This window comes from Isoptericola sp. NPDC057391, assembly GCF_042668085.1.
Lineage (GTDB): Bacteria > Actinomycetota > Actinomycetes > Actinomycetales > Cellulomonadaceae > Isoptericola.
The window spans coordinates 1-3,672 of record NZ_JBHVBO010000281.1; the positions used below are offsets into that span (position 1 = coordinate 1).

A 3,672-nucleotide genomic window follows, 5' to 3' on the forward strand; every position below is an offset into this window, starting at 1 on the left:
GGGTCGCACGGCCCCGACGCGCCGGACCGGCGGTGTCCGATCCCTGATTGCAACGATGCAGAGAGGAACGACCCATGCGAACGACCAGAACCACCGCGGGTGCCGTCGCCGCGCTGACGGCGGGAGTGCTCGCCGTCGGCGGCGTGTCGGCAGCGGCGACCCCGGCGCACGGCGGGGGCCACGGCCGGCCGGACGGCGTCCAGCTGGAGCAGCTCGACCGGGGGCTCGTCGCGGCCTCGACCAGCGAGGGCGTCTTCCTGTCCTGGCGCCTGCTGGGTGACGAGGTCACCGGGCACACCGACACCGGGATGGCCGGGCCGGGCTTCGTCGTGTACCGCGACGGGAAGCGGATCGCGACCGTCACCGACTCCACGAACTACGTCGACGCGTCGGGCGGCGCGACCTCGCGGTACGCCGTCGCGCCCGTGACGCAGGACAGGCACGGCCGGGACCGGGTGGGGCAGCGCAGCGACCCGGTGACGGCGTGGTCCGACGACCATCTCGACATCCCGCTGAACAAGCCCGCCGACGGCGTCACCCCCGCGGGCGAGGCCTACACCTACTCGGCCGCCGACGCCTCGGTGGCCGACCTGGACGGCGACGGCGAGCTCGAGATCGTGCTCAAGTGGGACCCGTCGAACGCCAAGGACGTCTCCCAGAAGGGGTACACCGGCAACCAGTACCTCGACGCGTACGAGCTGGACGGGACGCAGCTGTGGCGCATCGACCTCGGCGTGAACATCCGCGCCGGCGCGCACTACACGCAGTTCCCGGTGTACGACTTCGACGGCGACGGCCGTGCGGAGCTCATGGTCAAGACCGCGCCCGGCACCAAGGTCACGACGTTCCGCCACGGCAGGCCCGCCGCCGAGCGCTTCGTCCAGATCCCGAAGGACGACCGGAGGGCCGGCGTCACGCACGCGGACGACTACCGGTACAGCGCTGCGGACTACGCCGACCACCTGGAGGAGATGTTCCGGGGCTGGGCCGACCAGCCCGAGGTGGTCTCGGGGCAGTGGCCGGCCACCCTCGAGGAGGCTTTCGGCATCGAGCCGCGCTACGACTACCCGCTCTCCGCGGCGGACGCGCGCGAGCTCGTGGACTACTTCATCGACGTGTACGCGCCGTCGCGCTCGGCGCGCAACGACCTGCGCACCTTCGAGGGCTTCGTCATCTCCGGGCCGGAGTACCTGAGCGTCTTCGACGGTCGCTCCGGCAAGCCGCTGGAGACGGTGGACTACGAGCCCGGCCGCACCGACGACGGCCTGCGCTGGGGCGACTACGCGATGTCGCGCATCGAGCCCGGCAACCGCGTCGACCGCTTCCTCGCCGGGGTGGCCTACCTCGACGGTGAGCACCCGTCGGCGGTCTTCGCCCGCGGCTACTACACCCGCTCGACGATGGTCGCCTACGACTGGGACGGGCGGCACCTCTCGAAGCGCTGGACGGTGGACTCCGGCTGGACGCCCATGAGCAACCCGTTCAACGACTCGCCGCACGGTGTGCCCGGCACGGACCCCGAGCTCGGCTCGATCACCACGCAGGGCTTCCACTCCCTTTCCGCGGCGGACGTCGACGGCGACGGCAAGCAGGAGGTCGTCTACGGGTCCGCGACGATCGACGACGACGGCTCGCTGCTGTACTCGTCGTTCGACACGCTGCCCGACGGCAGCGGAAACCCTGGCGCGGAGGCGGGCCTCGGGCACGGCGACGCGATGCACGTCACCGACCTCGACCCTGCCCGACCCGGCCTGGAGATCTGGACCTGCCACGAGGGTGGCGCCTGGGCGCCGTACGGCTCGGCGATGCGCGACGCCGCCACGGGCGAGGTGCTGTTCGGCGCCTACTCGGGGCGCGACACGGGCCGTTGCCTGGCCGGCGACGTCGACCCGGCGACCCCGGGCGTGGAGGTCTGGGCGTCCATGCCGGACGGCACCGCGGCGTCGGGCCTGCTCAGCGCCACCGGCGAGCGGGTGCGCGCCACGACGCCGGGCACGAACCAGTCCGTGCGCTGGGCCGCCGACGGCACCACGCAGATCATCACGGGCGCGGTCGACGCGACCCCGCAGATCGTCGAGGGCGACGGCACGGTGGTGAAGACCCTCGACGGCACGCTCACCAACAACCACACCAAGGGCAACCCGTCGCTGGTCGCCGACGTGCTGGGCGACTGGCGCGAGGAGGTGCTGGTGCGCACGGCGGACTCGTCGGCCCTGCGGCTCTACACCTCCACCGAGGTGAGCGACATCGCGATGTACACGCTCCTGCACGACCCGCAGTACCGGGCCGAGGTGGCCCGGCAGCAGACCGCCTACAACCAGCCGTCGTACCCGGGGTTCTACCTCGCGTCCGACACCGACTGGTCGCAGGTGCCCGTCCCGTCGCCGAGGTAGTCCGGATCCTGCCGAGGTAGTTCATGACACCGAGTCATGGACTACCTCGGCCAGGCCCGAACTACCTCGGCACGGACGGAACTACCTCGGCAGGAAGAAGCAGCCATGAACGTCACCATCCTGGGCGCCGGCGCGATCGCCGGCGCGCACGTCGACGCCGTCCGCGAGCTCGCCGCGCACGGCGGCCCGGACGGCGTCGAGGTCACGCACGTCGTCGACGTCGACGCGGACCGCGCGGCCGCCCTCGCCGCCGAGCACGGCGTGCCGCACCACGGCACCGACCTGCAGGCGCTGCTCGAGGCGGGCCAGGTCGACGTCGTGCACATCTGCACGCCGCCGTCGGTGCACCTGGACGCCGCGGTGGCGGCGCTGCGGTCCGGCGCGCACGTCGTCGTGGAGAAGCCGGCGGTGCTGTCCCTGGCCGAGGTCGACGCGCTGGCGGCAGCGGAGCGGGAGGCGATCGACGCCGGCCTGCCGGGGCGGTTCACGCAGATCGTGCAGCACCGGTTCGGCGCGGGGATCCGTCGGCTGCGCCGGCTGCTCGACGACGGCACGCTCGGCGCCGCGTACGTGGCGCAGTGCGACACCCTCTGGTTCCGCGCTCCGGAGTACTTCGCCGTGCCGTGGCGGGGCCGCTTCGACACCGAGGGCGGCGGCACCACCATGGGCCACGGCATCCACCAGTTCGACCTGCTGCTGGCCGTGCTCGGCCCGTGGACCGAGGTGCGGGCGATGGCCGGCAGGCTCGCCCGGCACACCGACACCGAGGACGTGTCGACGGCCCTGGTGCGGTTCGCGGGCGGCACGATGGCGACGATCACGAACTCCGCGATCTCGCCGCGCCAGACGTCGCGCCTGCGGTTCGACACCGAGGCCGCGACCGTCGAGCTGGAGCACCTGTACGGCTACGACGACACGAGCTGGACCGTCACCCCCGTGGCGGGGCGCGAGGACGTCGCCGAGGCGTGGGCGGCCGACGTCGCGTCGTCGGCGTCGGCGTCCGTCGACGGCGGCGCGAGCGGCCACCTGGCGCAGCTCGTGCCCACGTACCGGGCGCTGGCGGCGGGCGGCACGCCGCCCGTCACGGTCGCGGACACCCGCGCGACCCTCGAGCTGGCGGCCGCGATCTACAAGTCCGCGTTCACGGACGCCACCGTCCGCGCCGGCGAGATCGTCGAGGGCGACCCGTTCCATGCCTCGATGGCCGGCACCGGGACCCCCTGGCCCCCGGTCAAGGACGCCGCCGCCTGACCCCGGGCGTTGTGGGTGCGATCGTGGC

The 3,672-nt window shown here is 73.1% G+C and carries 2 protein-coding genes; both read left to right on the forward strand.

Annotated features, from left to right (window positions below):
- Window positions 1–74: 74 nt before the first annotated feature.
- A complete protein-coding gene (locus tag ACFUVW_RS20195; RefSeq protein ID WP_430573082.1) occupies window positions 75–2,393 on the forward strand; it encodes a rhamnogalacturonan lyase in 2,319 nt (772 codons plus the stop codon).
- A gap of 105 nt (window positions 2,394–2,498) precedes the next feature.
- Window positions 2,499–3,644, forward strand: coding sequence for a Gfo/Idh/MocA family protein (locus ACFUVW_RS20200; RefSeq protein ID WP_430573083.1), 1,146 nt, complete (start codon window positions 2,499–2,501; stop codon window positions 3,642–3,644).
- The last annotated feature ends 28 nt before the right edge of the window (window positions 3,645–3,672 follow it).